This is a genomic window from Paraburkholderia sp. SIMBA_053, from assembly GCF_046534895.1.
Taxonomy (GTDB): Bacteria; Pseudomonadota; Gammaproteobacteria; order Burkholderiales; family Burkholderiaceae; genus Paraburkholderia; species Paraburkholderia caledonica.
In genome coordinates this window covers 1-235 of the sequence record NZ_JAWRXU010001743.1, presented here as the reverse complement: position 1 = coordinate 235, position 235 = coordinate 1, and the positions used below count along the sequence as shown (strand labels likewise).

Annotated in this window: 1 protein-coding gene; it reads left to right on the top strand. The window is 63.0% G+C overall.

The genetic code is table 11. From position 1 onward, the window contains the following. A partial coding sequence (locus SB753_RS41490; protein WP_410805745.1) for an FAD-binding oxidoreductase occupies positions 1 to 235 on the top strand: 235 nt, incomplete at both ends.

Here is a 235-nt window from a genome sequence, read left to right as displayed (position 1 = left end):
CCCCGCGGGGCGGCGGCACCGGCACCAACGGCCAGTCGCTGACCGATGGCATCGTGGTGGATGTCTCCCGCCACATGAACCAAATTTTTGAGATCGATGTGGCTGCCCGCCGGGTGCGGGTACAGGCAGGCGTGGTCAAAGACCAGCTAAACGCCGCGCTAAAGCCCCATGGGCTGTTTTTCGCCCCTGAGCTATCGACATCCAATCGCGCCACCATTGGCGGCATGATCTCCAC